The following is an 18,605-nucleotide window of genomic DNA, read 5'->3' as shown; positions in this document are numbered from 1 at the left end:
ACAAGCGTGAATATACAGCGTTTACTGGCGTGCAGGCTTTAGTTTGGCTGCCCCTGCGGCAGGTTTTTTGGCTCCGGACTGACCAGCCTTGCTGCCGGAGGTTTTGCCCTTGGCAGGCGTAGTGGCTTTTGCGGGCGTAGCCGGTGCTTTTACCGGCGTGCGTGGCGCCAGCACTTCTTTTTTATCGGGTCTGAGTTCCTCCAGCCAGGCAAAGCCCTCCAGCCTACGGTCGGAGGTCTGCAGCTCGTGCGGCGGTATAAACTTTGCCTCCGGATTTACCAGAAACGTAATAGACTTCACTTTATTTTCCGCAAAGTTCAAAACCATGTCGCTGCACACGGCCCGGTTCATACCTGTCAGCACCGAATCGCCCTCCAACGCAAAGTAAATGCTTTCTCCGTTGCCGTTCACATTCACCCGCCGCATGCGTCCGTTCTGAAAATGTGCCACCATGTTACGGCCTTTCACCTGGTTGTAGTTCTGGAGCGTGTCTTCCGAAGTGATAAAGGAATTGCTGAAAACGTACATCTTATCGATGGTCTTGTTGCGCATGTGGATGCGGATGGTGTCGCCCACGATCTGGCTCTGCTCGCTCCAAAGCGTCGGGTTGCGGTGCATGTACATGAGCGAGTCGGTGCGGTTGTAGCTCAGCGAGTCGCAAGTGCCCTGCAAGTCCGATTTAAAGATTTTGACGTTGTTGAAGGCGAACAGCATGCTCGGCTGCCCATCTGACTTCGCCTCACGGGAGATAAGCGAGTCAGCAGCCATGTAAAGCGTATCGCCATCCATGATCGACTCCATTACCGGGCTTCCCCATACCTTAGCTATACCTTGGTCGCGCCAATAGCGGCCAATTTGCCCCCGAATGGTCACATCGTCTTTGAGGGAGCGCATGGTCATGTTCACTTTTGCCTCACCGTAACCGCTGGCTTCGTCATAATACAGGTCATCGCCTCCCAAGCGGTACTCCGGCGTCACGATATAGGCATTGCGCCCAAAGCGTGACACTTTGGTAACCGTATTATAAGTGCCTTGCTCGGCATAAAGGTCACCGTTCTGGCCTTTGATAAAGGTTGGGCCCTGGAAGTAGACGATCTCGGTTTCGGTGTTGTAGCGCATGTTCTGCGCCGTGATCTCGTAATCGGGCGAGAACACTTTCACGTTCTGCTGGAAGGTAAAGATCTTTGTGTTGGTATCGTAGGTACCGCGCTGGCTCTGCAAACGGTTATTGGGCTGCACGATGGTGCCGCCTTCGGTATAAACCGCCGTGCGCGTATCCAGGTTGTAGTCCAGTGTTGGGGTCGTCAGCGTCATGCTGGGGTCCTGCATGGTCACACCGCCACTCATTTTGGCGGTACGGGCGGCTCCGTCATACACAGCCTTCGTGCCTGTCATGGTTACGGTATCGGCCTGGTTGATGCGCACATTGCCAAAGGCTTCCAGTATCTCACTGTCGCGGTACTGGTATACCGAGTCGGCATACAGGAAGGTCTCTTTCTGCTTGAAGATCACGTTGCCGATCAGTTTGTTGACACGCTTCCCGTTAATGATAGTACCGATCAATTCTTCTGTGTTCTCCAACTGCACACGCTCCTGTTGCCCCTGCTGCTGAGGTCCCTGCTGCGCCGGTGTCTGCGTCGGACGCGCTGTATCCTGCTGTGGTGTAGTGCGGGGTTGCTGAGGTGCTTGCTGCGGCTGGTTGAGGCGTGGCCGTGGTGGCTGTTGCTTCGGCACAATCTTGGGTGGCTGCGGCGGACGTACCTGCTGCGCCGCCTGCCGCGGATTAACCGGAGGCTTCTGCTGCTGCTCCTGCGCCAAAACTGTCAGCGACAATAGCGTAAAGAGAATAGAATAGACTAATTTTGTGATGTTCATGCTTTATAAACAAAAGGCAAGGGCTTGATCAGAGACAACGTCATACTTCCGGCGTTCCTATACCTGCGGCCTTTACCTGTTCTTAACTTCAAAATTATAAAAAATATACCAGCCGCTGCCTTATGCTACAGAAAGTTTCCGGTTTCATCCAATCTCACACCCTTTGCAACCCCGACAGCAAAATACTGGCGGCCGTGAGCGGCGGCATCGATTCAGTGGTGCTCTGCGAACTGCTGCACCAGCTCAAGTATACGTTTGCCATTGCGCACTGTAATTTCGGGCTGCGTGCCGAAGACGCGGAAGCCGACCAACTTTTCGCCAAAAAGCTGGCCAAAAAGTACGAGGTACCCTTTTTCACCGAAAATTTTGACACCCGTACCTTTGCCGCGCAAGAAAAACTCTCGACACAAATGGCGGCCCGAACGCTACGCTATACCTGGTTTGAACAGGTGCGCCAGCAGGAAGGTTACGACTATATTGCCACTGCCCATCATAGCAACGACCTGACAGAGACTGTATTGCTCCATCTGACCAAGGGGACAGGTATAGCCGGCCTCCATGGTATACCGCCAAAGAACGGGCACATTATCCGCCCGATGCTCACCGTCACCAAAGACGATATTTATGACTTTGTAACGGAGCAGCGACTGATCTGGCGCGAGGACACCTCCAACGAGACGACGAAGTACCAGCGCAACAAAATCCGGCATGAAGTGATTCCGGTACTCAAGGAGATCAACCCGAACTTGGAGGAAACCATGCAGCATACTGCCGAGCGGGTCAGCCAGGCCGAGGCCATCGTGCACGCCTACATCGACAACCTGCGCCAGCAAAGTTTGAAGGAGGCGGAAGACGCGGTATACCTGTCGCTGGTGCCGCTGCAAAACGCGACCGGCCTGCCGGTGGTGCTGCACGAGCTGCTGCGCCCGTTCAACTTCAGCTACAGTGTGGTGCTGGAATTGGTAGAAGCACTGGATGGTATACCTGGCAAGCAGTTCGACTCGCCGAGCCATACCCTGGTAAAGGACCGCGACCAACTGGTCATCACACCCCGCAACCTGGTTCGATTTGGCAGTGTAACAATAGCGGAAGGTCAGACTGAAGTAAACGAGGCCCACGTGCAGCTGACCTTGCGCTACGTACCGACTAACGAATACAAGCTCAACACCAAACCCCATGTAGCTGCCCTGGACGCGGGTCTGCTCAAGTTCCCGCTGCGGCTGCGCGCCTGGCAGGAGGGCGACTGGTTTGTGCCGCTGGGCATGAACGGCAAAAAGAAAATCAGTGACTTTTTGATCGACAAGAAGGTTCCGGCCAACCTTAAAGCTAAAACGCTGGTATTGGTATCAGACCAGTCCATTGCCTGGATTGTGGGCCAGCGGCTCGACAACCGCTTTAAAGTGACGGAAAAGACGGAGCAGGTGCTGGAGATTACGCTGAAGCGCAGCACATAGTGCTTTTTCGTATCACGACACACGTATCAAGTATCAAGACCTCGCTGGAGTGTGTTTGGTGAATGAAAAAAAGTCGTGCTACTTGTGTCTTGATACTTGATACGAAAACGAAGTTTTCCAATAGATTTTTATAATTTTACGGAAGTAAACCGAATCTCAAACCATAATTAAAGTATATCCTACAATGAAAGTAACCGTAGTTGGAGCTGGTAACGTGGGTGCAACGTGCGCCGATGTATTGGCTTACCGCGAAATCGCGAACGAAGTAGTTTTAGTGGATATTAAAGAAGGTTTTGCTGAGGGCAAAGCGCTTGATATCTGGCAGAAAGCCCCCATCAACCTGTATGACACGCGCACAGTTGGCGTAACCAACGACTACAGCAAGACTGCTGGTTCTGATGTGGTGGTGATCACATCTGGTCTGCCACGCAAGCCAGGTATGACACGCGATGACCTTATTTCTACAAACGCAGGCATCGTGACGTCCGTAACTGAAAACATCGTAAAGCACTCGCCTGACGCCATCATCATCGTGGTTTCTAACCCATTGGACGTGATGACATACGCAGCGCACATCACTTCCAAGCTGCCACGCACCCGCGTAATGGGTATGGCCGGCATCCTGGACACAGCCCGTTACAGAGCGTTTTTAGCTGAGGCCCTGAACGTGTCTCCAAAAGACATCCAGGCAGTATTGATGGGTGGTCACGGCGATACCATGGTTCCACTTCCACGTTACACAACGGTTGGTGGCATTCCGGTAACCGAATTGATCGACAAAGAAACGCTTGACGCAATTGTGGACCGCACCAAAAACGGTGGTGGCGAACTGGTGAAACTGATGGGTACTTCTGCCTGGTACGCTCCGGGTTCAGCAGCTGCTCAGATGGTAGAGGCCATCGTACGCGACCAGCGTCGTGTATTCCCTGTTTGCGTGAAGTTGGAAGGCGAGTACGGCATTGACGGCGTATACCTGGGTGTTCCGGTAATCCTGGGCAAGAACGGTATTGAGCGCATCATCGAGCTTGACCTGAACGAAGACGAGAAGCAACTTTTGGAGACTTCCCGTGGTCACGTGAAAGAAGTAATGGACGCGCTTGACAACATCAACGCTTCTAAGGCTTAATCGCTATACCTTACTTTGATATGAAAAGCGCCGCTTCTGCCAAGGAGCGGCGCTTTTTTTGTCTGAATCTTTATATAGAGGGCCCCTACCCCCAGGATTTACAGGATTCCGATGCACGATTAACCCACCCCTGCCCCTCCCGAGAGGGGAATTTCTGCTATTGCAAGTCCTAAAGTAGAAGCTTCGTAGATTTTGTGACCGTACATACCACTGGCAGGTATAGCAAGACTAACTTGCACTGAGCCAACGCAGCAACTAGCAGTGCCCGGTGCACTTTACGACGCTCCACTGTTCGAGCGTTCAGCGAGTTTGGAGCGTCTTGATTTTTTTGCTTACTTTTTTCATCAAGGAAAAAAGTGAAGCCCGCCCGGCCAGGGCAAGCTACAGAGTAGTACCGGTATTATACATAAAAGCAGTTGCTACGCCAGGTATAGGCATACTTTACACTGGTTTAGAGCCCTCTCAGTGGTAATCAATAGCATGGACGCTCGCGCCATTGCAAAAAGGCTCCGCTGGCTAAGCGAAAAACCAAGCTATACCTACTTAATCCTTCTGACTCGCTTGAAACAGCTTCTGCTTCTCTTCTTTGGAAAGGCTTTCATACCCAGAAACCGAGATCTTATCCAAGATCAGGTCGATCTCCATTTGGCTGGGCTTGCCGGCATACCCAGTGTGGTAGCCGGAGGAAGGGCGGGAATCATTCCCAACGGTCGCTTTTTGGCGGTGCGTTACCTTTAGCTTCGGACGGCGCTTGAAGAGGTTGGTAAAAAAGTCCATGGTGCTGTGCAACGGGCGCCCCATGTCACGGCCGCGCTGCAGCTGCTTCACGAAGAGCCAGCCAAACAGAGCGCCGCCTAAGTGGGCAATGTTACCGCCGGCATTATCGCCCACGGCCCCGGAAATAGACAAGATCACCAGAAAAGCTGCGATGTACTTGATACGCACCGGACCAATCAGGATCAGGTTGAAGGTATAGTTCGGGATCAGCGTGGCCGCTGCTACCACCACCGCCAGCACGCTGGCTGAGGCACCGATCATCACGGCGTAGGCGGCACGGTCGGCAAAGTAGGGAATTAGGTTGTAGCTCAGCATGTAGAGCAAACCACCGGCTATACCTCCCAAAACGTACAGACTCAGCAATTTCTTCTCCCCCAAATACTCCCGAATCAGCTGCCCGAACCAAAAGAGGTTGAGCATGTTGAAGATGATGTGCAGGAAGCCTTCGTGGGTAAAGAAGTAGGTGATGATCGTCCAGGGACGGGTAATGAAAACGAGTGGGTCAGAGGGCAGCGCGATAAAGCGCATCAGCCCGGTGTAGGCCCAGCTGCCACTGGTCAGGTACAGCACCGTTCGAAGCACGATCAAGGTCACAAACACGATGACGTTAATCAGAATCAGTTGCTTCAGGGTGTTGTTTTGCTGCCGGAAAGAGTCTTTTATGTCTTGGATAATACTCATTATACCTGTTAGCTGAAAAGAGCGGAAAGGCTGCTGCGCCTTGCTATCCTTTACTTGTTGTTTTTACTATTACGTATCCTGATAATCGTTGCGTTGCCACATTTTGATAAGAATGTAAGCAAACAGCATACCGCCGAGGTGGGCAAAGTGGGCTACGTTATCACCCGGCACCCTGTTAAAGCCCGCATATAGCTCATAAGCCCCATACATGAGCACAAAATACTTGGCCTTGATGGGGACGGGCAGGAAGAGCAGGAAGAGTTCGAGATTCGGAAAGAGCATCCCAAACGCCATCAGAATGCCGAAAACAGCCCCTGAAGCACCCAGCATCGGCATGTTGAAGGCTTGGTTGAACACCGCCGTCACAGCTTTCTTGCTTTCGGTGATGTAGCCTTCGTTATCCGGGTTGCGCTGGTACTCTATGGCAAAGCGTTTCTCGTAGCCGCCCGCGTAGTGCGATTCCATAAAATTGTGGAAGCCCGCCGGCGTAGGATTCTCGATGTACTGCACCGCCTCATTTTCGATTGTGTTCAACTCGTATGCCCGCACGCCGGAGTAGAGCATGCTCGCTCCCAGGCCGGTGATCAGGTAAAAGCTGAGAAAGCGCTGAGGACCCCAAAACCGCTCCAGCAGTGGTCCGAAAATGAACAAACTGAACATGTTGCTGAACAAGTGCGCCCAGCCACCATGCAGAAACATGTGCGTAAATATCTGGATCGGCTGGAAATAGTCGGAGCCGAAGTGGTGCAGTGCAAATGGCCGGTAGTCGAACACACCATTCGCCTGCAGTATGAACACCACCACGTTGATGATCAGGAGGTTCCTGACCATGGGGGTTATATTGAACATCGTATCTTATTTTTATTGTGTCGGTTGCTTTGTCGTTGCTATACCTGAGCAAGTATAAGCTCAGAAAAAAAACAATAATTTAACAATCAACCAGTTAACAATTTAAATTACCCCTTCAGGAAAAGCTCATGCAGCTGACCGAGCTCCATGATGACCAGCGTCTTTTGTCCGCCGGGGGTATAGTTGGGCACTTCGCAGCCGAACAGTTTGTCTACAAGCGAGTTCATCTCCAGCTCCGACATGCGCGGCTGCAGTTTGGAGGCCAGGCGCTTGGCCATGGCCCGGGCCAGGTTCTCGCGCTTATCTAACTTGAGTGTGGCCAGATTGTTTTTGTACTGCTCGATCAGCTCCTCGAGCAGCTCTTTCTCGTTGGCCGCCTGCACATCGGCAGGTATAGCATTCAGGATGATGGTGTTGCCGCCAAAGTCCTCGAACTGGAAACCCAGCTCCTGAAACTCAGCCCGCAGCTCCTTCACTAGTGCCGAATCAGCAGGCGAAAGCTCGATGGTCTGCGGGAAAAGAAGCGCCTGCGAGGTCACCATTTTCTTCTGCAGCGAGGCCATGTACTTTTCAAAAAGAATCCGCTCCTGCGCCGCCTGTTGGTCAATGATCATCACGCCGGACTTCACCTGCACCAACAAATACTTGTGATGCACCTGCAAAGTTTTGCTCGATGTAGTCATCGGTGCCGCAAAGGCATCGTCGAGCAGGCCCATACCTGACGGTGAGGTAATACGCTCCTCTTTTTGCTGCACTGGCTGCGCGTTGCGCAAAGGCTCATACAGCTGCTCCCAGCCATTGACACTCGCTTTTTTAGGCGAGGCAGGCGCTTTAAAACCCGGGAAGGAGCCTTCTTTCTCGAAGCCCTCTCCCCCATGCGGCATCCGGATCGGCTGCAGCGGCACAAAATTCACATCGCTCTGAAAATCAAGCGAAGGGGCAATGTTGTGCGTTCCTAATGATTTCTTCACGGCAGCATGCACGATGGCGTAGACCGTCTTCTCGTCCTCGAACTTAATCTCGGTCTTGGTCGGGTGCACGTTGATGTCGATTCGCTCAGGCTCTATGTCGATGAAGAGCACATAAAAAGGATGGCTGTCTTTGGGCAGGAGTCCCTCGTAGGCCGTCATCACGGCATGGTTAAGGTAGCCGCTTTTGATGAAACGGTTGTTGACGAAAAAGAATTGTTCCCCGCGTGTTTTCCGGGCAAACTCGGGCTTGCCAATATAGCCGCGCACGCTCATAAAGGGCGTTTCTTCTTCGCAGCTGGCCATCTGCTCTTTGTAGTTGTTGCCAAACACGCCCACGATGCGCTGCGTCAACTTTCCGGCCGGCAGACTGAAGATTTCCACCTCGGTGTGGTGCAGCGTAAAGGCCACTTCCGGGTAAGCCAGGGCTACCCGCTGAAACTCATCCAGGATATGGCGCATCTCCACCGCATTCGTCTTCAGAAAGTTGCGGCGGGCGGGCACATTATAGAAAAGGTTTTTGACAGCAATGGAGGTTCCGGCAGGTACGGCAGCGGGCTCTTGTGCAGTTACGGCAGAGCCTTCCACCAGCAGGCGGGTACCTGTTTCGGCGCCGTGGGGTTTGGTTTTGAGCTCTACCTGCGCCACCGCCCCAATCGAGGCCATGGCTTCGCCCCGGAAACCCATCGTCCGGATGCGGAACAGGTCTTCGGTTGATTTGATCTTGGAAGTGGCGTGTCGCTCAAAGCACATGCGGGCGTCCGTCTCCGACATGCCGATGCCGTTGTCCACCACCTGCACCAACTGTTTCCCGGCCTCCTTCACAATCAACTGCACGCTTGTGGCGCGGGCGTCGATGGCGTTTTCCAGCAACTCCTTCACCACCGACGAAGGGCGCTGCACCACTTCACCTGCGGCTATCTGGTTGGCAAGGTAATCGGGCAATAAGTGTATAATATCGGACATCCGCTATTTCAAATCTATTTGGTGGTATCTTCCATTCAAAGCACCCAATTTCGGAAATCGGCCGGGTTTTTGAATATACTATTTTGTCAAAACAGAACTTATTCGGAACGAATTTTATTACTAATTTACAGACCGGTAGCAAAAAGTGCCCGGAAATTTAGAGTTTGTCCGGATTCTGAATTCGACAAGAGGAGCCTTTTTAACAAGTGACTCTTGAGGCATGAGCACCTACAGGCACTAGCCGCCATACCTCCTTCAGGGGCAGAAAAGACTGGAAATAATTTTTTCCGTTTTTTGAGCCGCCTTCTGCAAAAATAGGGGTAATTTCGACTTGTTCCAATATTATAATACCAGTACAGGATGTTGAAGAGTTTTAGCTTAGGGTTACTTATACTTATCTTTCTCGGCATGGGTCCGCTGATGTCTCTGACGCCGTCAGACAACATCGTGGTGGCCTCTAAAGAGCAAAGTTGGGTAGACAGCGTCTTCACTTCCATGACTCCGAACCAGCGTATCGGTCAGCTGTTTATGGTGGCCGCGTACTCTAACAAAAACGAAAAACATTTCCAGTCAATCGACACGCTTGTGAGCCGCTATGGCGTGGGCGGCATCATGTTCATGCAGGGCGGCCCCGTACGGCAGGCCCAACTTACCAACCGCTTCCAGAGCAAGGCCCGCGTGCCCATGCTGATCGCGCTTGACGCGGAGTGGGGCCTGAACATGCGCCTCGACAGCAGCATGCATTTCGCCAGACAAATGACCCTGGGTGCGCTCACCGATGACAAGTACGTATACCTGATGGGCCGCGAAATTGCGCTTAAGATGAAGCGTATGGGCGTGCACGTGAGCTTCTCGCCGGTGCTGGACGTGAATGTAAACCCGGCTAACCCAGTGATCGGCAACCGCTCGTTTGGCGAGACGAAGGAAGAAGTGGCCCGCCGTGGCGTGGCTTACATCAAAGGCCTGCAGGACCACGGCATCATTGCGGTGGCCAAGCACTTCCCCGGCCACGGCGACACGGATACCGACTCGCACCTGACCCTGCCGGTGGTGAACCACGACATGAAACGCCTCTCCGAGGTGGAACTCTACCCTTTCCATAAGTCTTTTGAGGCCGGTGTGATGGGCGTGATGGTGGCGCACCTGCACATGCCGAAGATTGACTCCACCAAAAACCAGGCAGCCACGCTCTCCAAGCCGATCGTGACCGGGCTTCTGAAAGAGAAGATGAAGTACAAGGGGCTGGTGTTTACCGACGCCCTGAACATGAAAGGCGTGAGCAGCTTCTACAAGCCCGGAGAAGTGGATTTAAAGGCCCTGTTGGCTGGTAACGACGTATTGCTGTTCCCGGAGGACGTGCCAACTGCCGTGCGCAAGATCAACGAGGCCATTGCCAACAAACAAATCAAGCAGGAAGAAATTGACCAGCGGGTGCGCAAGATTCTGCACGCCAAGTACTGGGCTGGCCTGAACAACTATAAACCCATTTCGCTTACCAATCTGCAGCAGGATGTGGACCGTCCGTTGAGTAATGTGGTGCAGGAGCAGCTGTATGAGCATGCCGTAACGGTGGCCCGCAACAAAGGCAACCTGATCCCCTTCCGCAACCTCGACACGCTGAGCATTGCGTCTGTTGCTATTGGCACAGGCCCTAACAGTATTTTCCAGCAGACGCTGGGCAACTATGCGCCGGTTACCAAATTCAATATCCGGGACCGCTTTGCAGCGGACTCTGCTTTCACCAAGCTTTTCTCAAAACTACAGGACCACGATGTGGTGGTGGTAAGCGTGCATGGCCTGAACAATACGCCTTTCCGCGATTTTGGCATCGGGCTGGGCACGCGTGCTTTCATTAAGTACCTGCAGGAGCGCACCGACAAAAAAGTAGTGGTAGCCGTATTCGGAAACGCCTACAGCCTGAAGTACTTCGACAAGAGCGACTGGCTCGTGGCAGGCTACGAAGACAACCCGACCTCACAGTCGCTGGTGCCGCAGGTGCTGTTTGGTGCCCGCGCTGCCAAAGGCAAGCTGCCAGTAACCGCTTCGGCTAATTTGAAGGCCGGCACAGGTATAGCCACCCCTTCGCTCGGCCGCCTGAGGTATGGCACCCCGGAGAGCGTAGGTATGGACTCCAGGACCCTGGCCCAGATCGACAACATTGCCACCGAAGCCATTGCCTACGCCGCCACGCCGGGCGCACAGGTGCTCGTGGTGAAGAACGGTACTGTGATCTTCAACAAATCGTACGGATACTATACCTACGACAAGAAAAAGCCGGTGACCAACAACACGGTATACGACATTGCGTCCATCACCAAAGTGGCGGCTACGCTGCAGGCCGTGATGTTCCTAAAAGACCAAGGCAAGATCAACCTCGACGAGAAAGTAGCCACTTACCTACCAGAATTGAAAGGCACCAACAAAGCCAATCTGGTGATTCGCGACGTGCTGGCCCATCAGTCGGGTTTGCGGGCAGGTATACCGCACTGGCAGAAAACACTGGACAAGCTGCAGCTGAACCAGACCTTCTACGCCAGCGCCCAAAACGATGTGTTCCCGAACGAAGTGGTGCCGGGCATCTACTCCATTAAATCGATGGAGGATTCACTGTGGGCCTGGACCGTGCGCTCACCTTTGCTGGTGAAGCCGAAGGCCGCCAAAACCTACGATTACCAGTACAGCGACCTGGGTTTCTACATTCTCAAGCGTATGTCGGAGCGATTGCTGAACCAGCCGCTGAACGAATTCATGGATCAGAACTTTTACGGTCCGCTCGGCTTGGGCACCATGACCTACAATCCGCTCCTGAAGCACTCACGCGACGTGATCGTGCCGACTGAGGATGACAATTACTTCCGCAAAAACCTGATCTGGGGCACGGTGCACGACCAGGGCGCTGCCATGATGGGCGGTGTGGGCGGTCATGCGGGTTTGTTCTCCAACGCCAACGACCTGGCCGTGCTCCTGCAGATGAACCTGCAAAACGGCAACTACGGCGGGCACAAATATTACAACACACCAGTGGTAGCGGAGTTCTCGAAGCGACAGTCTACCACCAGTCGCCGCGGCCTGGGCTGGGACAAACCCGACCCGGACGGCAATGGCCCGACTTCGAACCTGGCCTCAAAGTCAACTTTTGGCCATACCGGCTTTACTGGCACAGGTGCCTGGGTGGACCCGGATAACCAGTTGATCTACATCTTTCTGAGTAACAGAGTATACCCGGATGCGGGCAACTCCAAACTGGTGAAGTATAATATCCGCACCCGCATACATGATGTGATTTATAAATCGATTGTTCCTAAAACTTAACATAGAATAGATTGTTGACAAGTGCAGCTCCGCGTGGGGCTGCACTTGTTGTTTTCTCAGCATAAAACCATGAAAATCGGAATAGTTTGTTACCCTACCTTCGGGGGAAGCGGCGTGGTCGCCACCGAACTCGGCAAGGCGCTGGCGCTCAACGGGCACCAGGTACACTTTATTACCTACAGTCAACCGGCCCGCCTCGACTTCTTCAACGAGAACCTGTTCTACCACGAGGTATACATCCCCAATTACCCACTGTTCCAGTACCCGCCCTATGAACTGGCGCTGGCCAGCAAAATGGTCGACATCGCCCGCTTCGAGAAACTTGACGTGTTGCACGTACACTATGCCATACCACACGCGTCAGCGGCTTATATGGCCAAGCAGATCCTGCGCACCAAGGGTATCCACATACCTGTCATCACGACGCTGCACGGCACCGACATTACGCTGGTGGGCAAAGATGCCTCCTTTGAGCCGGTGGTTACCTTCAGTATCAACCAATCGGATGGTGTGACGGCTGTGTCGGAGAGTCTGCGTACCGAAACGTATGAGTTCTTTCAGATCGAAAAGGAGATTGAGGTGATCCCTAACTTTATTGACCTGAACAAATTCAAACGCCAGAAGAAAGATCATTTCAGGGCGGCCATCAGTCCGAACAACGAAAGGTTGCTGGTGCATACCTCCAACTTCAGGGGTGTAAAACGCGTGGAAGACGTAATCCGGATCTTCGCCAAGGTGCGCGAAGAAATACCATCCAAGCTTCTGATGGTGGGCGACGGACCTGAGCGCCCCAAAATGGAGAAACTGTGCCGTGACCTGAATATTTACAACGATGTGCGATTCCTGGGCAAACTGGAGGCGGTGGAAGAAGTGCTCTCCATTGCAGACCTGTTCCTGATGCCGTCTGAGAAGGAAAGCTTCGGTTTGGCCGCCCTCGAAGCAATGGCCTGCGAAGTGCCGGTGATCTCGACCAACGCCGGCGGTATACCTGAGTTGAACATACACGGCGTGACAGGCTTTGTGAGCGAGGTGGGCGATGTGAACGACATGGTCCGAAACGCCCTCTACATCCTCGATGAAACCAACCTGGCTACCTTTAAAGCGAACGCACTGGCCCGCGCCCACGATTTCGATATCAACACGATTGTGCCGCTCTACGAGCAATTCTACCAGCGCACCATCGACGCGCAATTGGCAGAAACAGGTAACTCCTTGTAATTAAGGCATAAAAGATAAAAATCCGGCTACTATACTTGTTGCCGGATTTTTTTATGTCCTATATTTACTTTGGTGTGCATAAAAAGCGCCTTAGCTCGCCTATGGCGAGTGTGAGCTATCCGGCGGACTCAGGCTGCAAGTATGTGAGCCACTTTCTGAAGAATGCTATTTCGGATTAATCAGTCCGAAATCTCAAGAGGGCTCCTATCCCCATCTGTTGCGGATTTGTAATCTGCGTTTAACGGAACACGGGGATTAGGAAATCCCCGACAATTTACTTCTGGATTAGGAAATCCAGAATAGCGGTATGTTGAGGCCAGAGGCCCCACGGTAGCATGTCACGAGCGTGGACGCTCGCGCTATACCTATACCTATACCTATACCTATACCTATACCTATACCTATACCTTACTTAAACCCACGACCCTACGAAACCATGGCAAAAGACCAATACTACATCATCGACTTCGACAGCACCTTTACGCAGGTAGAGGCACTTGACGAACTGGGCGAGATCACGCTCGAAGGCGAAGAGAACAAGGCGGAGATCCTGCAGCAAATCCGGGACCTGACCAATGGCGCCATGGAGGGAAAGAGTTCGTTTACCGAAGGCCTATCCAGGCGTCTGGCTTTGCTCAAGGCAAACCGCCGTCACCTGAAGCCGCTGATCCAGCTTTTGCAGAACAGAGTATCGGATTCCATCAAGCGCAACAAGGCGTTCTTCCAGTCCTATGCCGATAATATTCTGATCGTGTCGAGCGGCTTCAAAGAGTTCATCACCCCGATCGTGACCGAGTACGGCATCAAGGAAGAGAATATCTATGCCAACACCTTTAAATTTGACGAGCAGGGCAACATCATTGGCTTTGATGAAGATAACCTGCTCAGCCTGGACCGGGGCAAGATAAAGCTGCTGGAAGAGTTGGCGTTGGAAGGCGACGTATACGTTCTGGGCGACGGGTATACTGACTATGAGATCAAAGAAGCAGGATTGGCCAACAAATTCTACGCTTTCACTGAGAACGTGGTGCGCGATAATGTAGTAGCCAAAGCCGACAATGTGGCGCCGAGCCTGGACGAATTTCTGTACCAACACAAACTGCCGATGGCCATCTCTTACCCTAAAAACCGGATTCGGGTACTGTTGCTAGAGAATGTGCACCCGAAGGCTGTCGAGTTGTTTAGGCGCGAAGGCTATCAGATCGAAACCGTGTCGGGTGCTTTGAGCGAGGATGAGCTGTGTGAGCGGATCAAAAACGTGACGGTGCTGGGTATACGCTCTAAAACGCAGGTGACCAAACGAGTGCTCGAGCATGCGAACAAACTGATGTGCATCGGCGCTTTCTGCATAGGCACCAACCAGATCGACCTGAGCGCCTGCCTTGATGCGGGCGTGGCTGTGTTCAACGCCCCTTACAGCAATACCCGCAGTGTGGTGGAGCTAGCCATCGGCGAGATCATCATGCTGTGCCGCAACGTGGTGGACAAGAGCACCAAAATGCACCAGGGCATTTGGGACAAGTCAGCGGCGGGCAGTGTGGAGGTGCGCGATAAAAAGCTAGGTATAGTGGGCTACGGCAGCATTGGGGCGCAGCTATCGGTACTGGCAGAAGCGCTGGGGATGGACGTGTACTATTATGATGTGATTGAACGGCTTCAGCTCGGCAACGCCCGCAAATGCGAAACACTGCGGCAACTCCTCGAAATATCGGATATTGTGAGTCTGCACGTAGACGGCCGCACCAGCAACGCAGGTATGTTCGGGAAAGAAGAATTTGCGGCCATGAAGGATGGCGCCATCTTCCTGAACCTGAGCCGTGGCCATATTGTGGACCTGCCTGCGCTGGTCGAGGCAATTAAATCAGGTAAGGTGCATGGGGCAGCGGTGGATGTGTTTCCCTACGAACCTGCCACCAACGACGAAGAGTTTGTCAACGAACTGCGGGGCCTGCCTAACGTGATCCTCACCCCGCACATCGGCGGCAGCACCATGGAGGCGCAGGAAAACATCGGCACCTTTGTACCGAGCCGCATCATGGAGTACATCAACTCCGGCAACAGCTACCAGAGCGTCAACTTCCCGAACATTCAGCTGCCAGAATTGAAAAACGCGCATCGCCTGATTCACATTCACCAGAACGTGCCGGGCGTGTTGGCCAACATCAACAGCGTGCTGGCCGGAAATCAAGTCAACATTCTGGGCCAATACCTGAAAACCAACGAACAAATCGGTTACGTGATCACTGACATTGACAAGTTGTATAACGAGAAGGTGATCGAGGAAATGAAGCGAGTGCCGGCCACGATCAAGTTCCGGATTCTGTATTAGGGGTACGGTTTAAGGTATAGCCTGTGCAAGGTAGGGATAGGTCGCGACCTGTCCCTACAAATGTCATGCTGTCTGCTACCCCACCACGACGTATGGTGTAACGTCGCTACAACTTTCAAACTTTATACCTTCCCAACTTTCTAACTTAAAACACCTGTCCGATCTCCTGCTTCAGGAAGCTGATAGCTTTTGCGGTGGGGTCGATTTCGTTGTTGAGGACGTTTTCCAGGATGCGCTTGGCGAGTTCGGTGCCTTTTGCCTTTTCGCCCAGGCTCTGGTAGGATTTATTAATCAGGTTCACGACCTCTTCGCGGGCGTGGCGCACCTGCTGCCAGGCTTGCTCCGTCATGTAAACCTGCTGCGACATGTTATGGTTGAACTCGTTTCGGATCTCGGTCAGCAGAATGCGGTGGTACTCGGCAGCCGTATGGCCTCCGCCGCTCACCCGCAGCAACAGGTTGCTTGGCGTAATGCGCTCCAGCAAAAGCACAATGCGCTCATAGGCCTGCAGACGGATAGGTGTTACCACTTCGGCACTTTTCTGGCGCAGTTCCAGCAGACGCAGTTTATAGTCGCGCTCGAGCACTTTTTTCAGCATTGAGTAAGCCACTGCAGCCACCAGAATGGCAGGTATAGAAATCTTGAGTATGTCAAGTATAATATTGGTACCTTCTTCCATTTGCGATCGTTTTGAACCTTAAATATCGGAAAAAATTAATTTAGGTTGGCATGAATCATTTTCCGGGAGTCGCTGTTTTGCTATTACATAAGGGGCTGCAGCAAAATTGCGAGTAATTGCGTAAATTGCAGCTCCATTTCAAATTTGAACAGACTATGGCAACTGAAACAAAAACTGCACCGATAGCGCTTACTGAAAGAGCGCTGGCTGAAGTTAAAAATATAATGCAAGAGAAGAACGTGCCCGCTGAATACGGTCTGCGTATTGGCGTGCAGGGCGGTGGCTGCTCTGGTATGTCTTACCTGCTGGGTTTTGATAAGGTGAAGGATTCTGACGAGGTATACAACCTGGACGGCCTGAGCCTGATCATGGACAAGAAGCACGCTATGTATGTACTGGGCATGGAAGTAGACTTCCAGGACGGCCTGAACGCACGCGGCTTCGTTTTCAACAATCCACAGGCTAAGAGTACTTGCGGTTGCGGAAGCTCATTCTCTGCTTAGAACTGCCTTCCTTTCTCTTTAGTAGACAGACAAAGCCCGACCAAATGGTCGGGCTTTGTTGTTTTTATCAGTGGCGGTCGTCGTATTGCGTAACGCTCGCCACTGTATCCGCTTTGAATTCAACACTTAGTACATGAGGCTGCAGTGAAAATGGTCCTGGTAACCGGCCTGTGTAGTATTTCCATCGCGCATTTCTTTGGTTCTCTCTTCCCGTTGTGCCCAGCCACTTTTCTACTTCCGGTCTGGTCTTTCCAACAAGCAGCTCACTCGCTATTAGGTCTCCAGTCATCCTATACCTTTCATCCGGTTCGGCCCACCATCTAGCCTGATCAAATTTTGTATCTGGGTAATAGCGCCAAATAGCAAGGCTCGAAGAGTATATGAACAGAGAACTTAAGAGAATAAAACACAATGTTCCCATCCATACCGTTAGTTTGCCTAACTGATACTTTTCCCTTACAGTCTTAGCATATTGAAAACCTACAAGGCAAATGCCTGCAAAGGCTACTGACAGAAAAAACATCCAGGAAAACGTAGCTATCAGCATAGAATGGTTTTAATAAGTCCTCGTCATACTTGCCGGCACTACTAGAATAAAGTCTGCTTTCTGCTTGTTCTCTTCGGTCAGCTTGTCTAGGTCATCCTGCAGCACAGTGGTAATGGTGAGCGTTTTAATTTGTGGATTGCCCTGCTTCAGGTACCAACCAATCCCCTCAAAATTATCGGAGTGGTAGGCACCGTTCAGGTGCAGCATTTTTTTGCCGCTGTTTACTCGCTGCATTATAAAATGCGCCATGGTGGCATCTTTCAGGGCTTGGGCCTGCACGATGTTCTCGCTCTTGGTATTGCCGTGGGTACTGCCGCCGAACATGGCCAGCATGTTCTTATACGCTGGCAAATTCATGTCCACCTGTACAGGCAGCGGGGCAATAAAGCGTTTTGCGTCAGCCGATACGTTTTCCAGTGCTTTCAAACTTCCGGCAGCTACCATGGCGGCGTAGCGGCGCGGCACGTTAGTCGCGATGAAAGGTATAGCCGCCTCTTTGGCAAAGCGCACCACCGGCCGGTAGTCAGTTTTATAATTGTTCCATGGCCGCGACTCCTGCTCAAAGTTATTCTCGGCCACCTGCCCCGACAGGTATTCATCCAGCACCAGTTGCACATCAGCCTCAAACATCTCAGCACCTATCGTGAAGTTCTGTTGGTGTACCTTGTGCAGGTCTTTGGCTACTTCCAGTTGCATCCAATGGGCAATCGGATCGTTGTGCTGCTCGCCAAACAGCACCACATCGGCTTTCTGCAGCTCCTCCAACATCTTGCTATACCTTACCTGCTTGCCCTTGCTGTTGTAGAGCACATAGGCGGGTTTGTCTTTGTCAGTAGCAGTAGCTATACCTGTGGTGAACATAAGCAGCAGGAGTGTGAGAAGTAAATTTGCTTTCATTTTATTTTACTGTCTAAGTAATCATACCTTCCATTAATGAGTGCATTCAAGACTTCGACCACCTCTTGTTTTGTCTGACCTGTCACATCAGTAAGATAGTCAGGGTTATCACTTTCTATAAGCCCAAAGAATTTCTTTACTCTCTTGGGTCTTTTGTAAAACACATAGAATTCTTCAAGTCTTGTAGATCCCACTCCACTAATGGTTATCCCATGTTTTGTAGCTTTATCTTCAAATTCTAAGGAAGGGGAATAATGTATATCCGAATCCTTGGCCTTCCCCATTTTGGATATAATTTCGTCCCAAGGTATTTGCTCGAATCTGCTGATTATTTCCTGACTCTCTACATCGCCTAGTTCTATAACGTTGGGTTTGAAAGGATCGCAAAAGCTATGTTTGAAGGTTTTCATTTACAAGTATTCAA

Annotated in this window: 13 protein-coding genes; 6 read left to right on the top strand and 7 right to left on the bottom strand. The window is 52.1% G+C overall.

The features are described 5' to 3' along the window. Window positions 1-21: 21 nt before the first annotated feature. On the bottom strand, window positions 22-1,875 hold the full coding sequence (locus B0B12_RS18570) for an OstA-like protein (protein WP_076671988.1): 1,854 nt from the start codon (window positions 1,873-1,875) through the stop codon (window positions 22-24). 122 nt (window positions 1,876-1,997) lie between these two features. Here B0B12_RS18570 and tilS point away from each other — a divergent pair, with 122 nt between their 5' ends. Together tilS and mdh are read left to right on the top strand one after the other, a co-directional pair. Then, on the top strand, window positions 1,998-3,329 hold the full coding sequence (gene tilS, locus B0B12_RS18565) for a tRNA lysidine(34) synthetase TilS (protein WP_076671986.1): 1,332 nt from the start codon (window positions 1,998-2,000) through the stop codon (window positions 3,327-3,329). A gap of 184 nt (window positions 3,330-3,513) precedes the next feature. Further along, window positions 3,514-4,455, top strand: a complete 942-nt coding sequence (gene mdh, locus B0B12_RS18560; protein ID WP_076671984.1) for a malate dehydrogenase — start codon at window positions 3,514-3,516, stop codon at window positions 4,453-4,455. A gap of 543 nt (window positions 4,456-4,998) precedes the next feature. Here mdh and B0B12_RS18555 read toward each other — a convergent pair. The 3 genes from B0B12_RS18555 to mutL form a co-directional block, all read right to left on the bottom strand. Beyond that, window positions 4,999-5,913, bottom strand: a complete 915-nt coding sequence (locus B0B12_RS18555; protein WP_083704302.1) for a rhomboid family intramembrane serine protease — start codon at window positions 5,911-5,913, stop codon at window positions 4,999-5,001. A 69-nt stretch (window positions 5,914-5,982) separates the two neighbouring features. Continuing rightward, window positions 5,983-6,762 (bottom strand): rhomboid family intramembrane serine protease, encoded by a 780-nt coding sequence (locus tag B0B12_RS18550; RefSeq protein ID WP_076671980.1) that lies wholly within the window; start codon window positions 6,760-6,762, stop codon window positions 5,983-5,985. A gap of 107 nt (window positions 6,763-6,869) precedes the next feature. Continuing rightward, on the bottom strand, window positions 6,870-8,696 hold the full coding sequence (mutL, locus tag B0B12_RS18545; protein ID WP_076671978.1) for a DNA mismatch repair endonuclease MutL: 1,827 nt from the start codon (window positions 8,694-8,696) through the stop codon (window positions 6,870-6,872). A gap of 408 nt (window positions 8,697-9,104) precedes the next feature. On the opposite strand from mutL, the gene B0B12_RS18540 reads away from it, so the two are divergent. The 3 genes from B0B12_RS18540 (at window position 9,105) to serA (ending at window position 15,555) form a co-directional block, all read left to right on the top strand. Further along, window positions 9,105-12,008, top strand: coding sequence for a serine hydrolase domain-containing protein (locus tag B0B12_RS18540; protein ID WP_083704301.1), 2,904 nt, complete (start codon window positions 9,105-9,107; stop codon window positions 12,006-12,008). Window positions 12,009-12,077: 69 nt separating this feature from the next. Then, window positions 12,078-13,226 carry an N-acetyl-alpha-D-glucosaminyl L-malate synthase BshA gene (gene bshA / locus B0B12_RS18535; protein ID WP_170871914.1) on the top strand — a complete coding sequence of 383 codons (1,149 nt, stop codon included), beginning with the start codon at window positions 12,078-12,080 and terminating at the stop codon, window positions 13,224-13,226. Window positions 13,227-13,662: 436 nt separating this feature from the next. Beyond that, entirely contained in the window at window positions 13,663-15,555 is a 1,893-nt protein-coding gene (serA, locus tag B0B12_RS18530) for a phosphoglycerate dehydrogenase (RefSeq protein WP_076671972.1), read from the top strand. A gap of 145 nt (window positions 15,556-15,700) precedes the next feature. Here the strand turns inward: serA and B0B12_RS18525 are convergent, their stop codons facing one another. Then, complete coding sequence (locus B0B12_RS18525; RefSeq protein ID WP_076671970.1) at window positions 15,701-16,234, bottom strand: DUF7935 family protein; 534 nt, start codon at window positions 16,232-16,234, stop codon at window positions 15,701-15,703. A gap of 155 nt (window positions 16,235-16,389) precedes the next feature. On the opposite strand from B0B12_RS18525, the gene B0B12_RS18520 reads away from it, so the two are divergent. Further along, on the top strand, window positions 16,390-16,737 hold the full coding sequence (locus B0B12_RS18520) for a HesB/IscA family protein (protein ID WP_076672178.1): 348 nt from the start codon (window positions 16,390-16,392) through the stop codon (window positions 16,735-16,737). A gap of 556 nt (window positions 16,738-17,293) precedes the next feature. Here the strand turns inward: B0B12_RS18520 and B0B12_RS18510 are convergent. Together B0B12_RS18510 and B0B12_RS18505 are read right to left on the bottom strand one after the other, a co-directional pair. Then, window positions 17,294-18,181: a ChaN family lipoprotein gene (locus B0B12_RS18510; protein ID WP_076671966.1), complete on the bottom strand. Its 888-nt coding sequence runs from the start codon at window positions 18,179-18,181 to the stop codon at window positions 17,294-17,296. Beyond that, complete coding sequence (locus B0B12_RS18505; protein WP_076671964.1) at window positions 18,178-18,591, bottom strand: hypothetical protein; 414 nt, start codon at window positions 18,589-18,591, stop codon at window positions 18,178-18,180. The genes B0B12_RS18510 and B0B12_RS18505 overlap by 4 nt, the downstream gene beginning before the upstream one ends. Between the last annotated feature and the right edge of the window lie 14 nt (window positions 18,592-18,605).

The sequence above is a fragment of the Pontibacter indicus genome (assembly GCF_900156345.1).
Taxonomy (GTDB): domain Bacteria; phylum Bacteroidota; class Bacteroidia; order Cytophagales; family Hymenobacteraceae; genus Pontibacter; species Pontibacter indicus.
The sequence above is the reverse complement of the archived record's forward strand: the minus strand, read 5'-3'. Positions and strand labels throughout refer to the sequence as shown.

What these genes read in the sequence shown, in the direction of transcription:
- mutL (WP_076671978.1), bottom strand. Translation starts at nt 8,696, where the DNA reads ATGTCCGATATTATACACTTATTGCCCGATTACCTTGCCAACCAGATA.
- B0B12_RS18570 (WP_076671988.1), bottom strand. Translation starts at nt 1,875, where the DNA reads ATGAACATCACAAAATTAGTCTATTCTATTCTCTTTACGCTATTGTCG.
- B0B12_RS18555 (WP_083704302.1), bottom strand. Translation starts at nt 5,913, where the DNA reads ATGAGTATTATCCAAGACATAAAAGACTCTTTCCGGCAGCAAAACAAC.
- tilS (WP_076671986.1), top strand. Translation starts at nt 1,998, where the DNA reads ATGCTACAGAAAGTTTCCGGTTTCATCCAATCTCACACCCTTTGCAAC.
- mdh (WP_076671984.1), top strand. Translation starts at nt 3,514, where the DNA reads ATGAAAGTAACCGTAGTTGGAGCTGGTAACGTGGGTGCAACGTGCGCC.
- serA (WP_076671972.1), top strand. Translation starts at nt 13,663, where the DNA reads ATGGCAAAAGACCAATACTACATCATCGACTTCGACAGCACCTTTACG.
- B0B12_RS18510 (WP_076671966.1), bottom strand. Translation starts at nt 18,181, where the DNA reads ATGAAAGCAAATTTACTTCTCACACTCCTGCTGCTTATGTTCACCACA.
- bshA (WP_170871914.1), top strand. Translation starts at nt 12,078, where the DNA reads ATGAAAATCGGAATAGTTTGTTACCCTACCTTCGGGGGAAGCGGCGTG.
- B0B12_RS18520 (WP_076672178.1), top strand. Translation starts at nt 16,390, where the DNA reads ATGGCAACTGAAACAAAAACTGCACCGATAGCGCTTACTGAAAGAGCG.
- B0B12_RS18550 (WP_076671980.1), bottom strand. Translation starts at nt 6,762, where the DNA reads ATGTTCAATATAACCCCCATGGTCAGGAACCTCCTGATCATCAACGTG.
- B0B12_RS18525 (WP_076671970.1), bottom strand. Translation starts at nt 16,234, where the DNA reads ATGGAAGAAGGTACCAATATTATACTTGACATACTCAAGATTTCTATA.
- B0B12_RS18505 (WP_076671964.1), bottom strand. Translation starts at nt 18,591, where the DNA reads ATGAAAACCTTCAAACATAGCTTTTGCGATCCTTTCAAACCCAACGTT.
- B0B12_RS18540 (WP_083704301.1), top strand. Translation starts at nt 9,105, where the DNA reads ATGGGTCCGCTGATGTCTCTGACGCCGTCAGACAACATCGTGGTGGCC.